This window comes from Vibrio sp. D173a, assembly GCF_030248475.1.
In genome coordinates, this window is record NZ_JAHGAH010000611.1 from 1 (window position 1) to 761 (window position 761).

Annotated in this window: 1 protein-coding gene and 1 pseudogene; both read left to right on the forward strand. The window is 45.5% G+C overall.

Features of this window, described 5'->3' with window-relative positions; all coding sequences use genetic code 11:
- Nucleotides 1–339, forward strand: a 339-nt coding sequence (locus KIV40_RS27905) for a nucleoside transporter C-terminal domain-containing protein (protein ID WP_285352454.1), incomplete at its 5' end; no start/stop codon positions are given.
- A 169-nt stretch (nucleotides 340–508) separates the two neighbouring features.
- Nucleotides 509–761: pseudogene (locus KIV40_RS27910) on the forward strand (sodium:proton antiporter); the annotation flags it as partial.

Below are 761 nucleotides of genomic sequence, written 5' to 3' on the forward strand. Positions count from 1 at the left end.
ATGTTTGCACCCGTTGCTTGGTTAATTGGTGTACCGTGGAATGAAGCGATTGTGGCGGGCTCACTCATTGGTAAAAAAATCGTTGTGAATGAGTTTGTTGCCTTCATCCAGCTAATGGAAGCCAAAGAAGCACTGAGCGAACACTCGCAAGCTATCGTAACTTTCGCATTGTGTGGTTTTGCGAATATCTCAACCATGGCGATCCTGATCGGTGGTTTGGGTAGCTTAGTACCAGAGCGTCGTTCATTCATTTCTCAATACGGCTTCCGTGCAATTTGTGCTGGCGTTTTGGCGAACTTGATGAGCGCTTCGATTGCAGGTGTGGCTCTGTCGCTGTAACTCTTATTTATATTGCGATAGTTCTTATCTATTATCGATGGATACCTAACTGATAAGTCACAACAATTCTCAGTTGAAGTGACAATGAGAGCCTATAATTCAAAAACATAGGCTTTCATATTCAGATTAAGCCTGTGCCGCGGATGTGGTGCAGGCTTTAGGGGATCAAATGGACTTATCCATCGCTTCGTCTTTGGCTCTAATTGGGCTTCTCTCCTTGGCTTGTCAGCTGCTCGGTTGGCGCTTAAAGCTTCCTGCTATTCTTCCTCTGCTTGTTGTCGGATTGCTGCTTGGTCCTGGACTTGGTGATTGATTGATACAGACGCCATCTTTGGTGATGTACTGTTCCCACTTATCTCATTGGGTGTCGCCATTATCCTGTTTGAAGGCGCCTTAACGCTCAACTTTAAAGAGATTCGTGG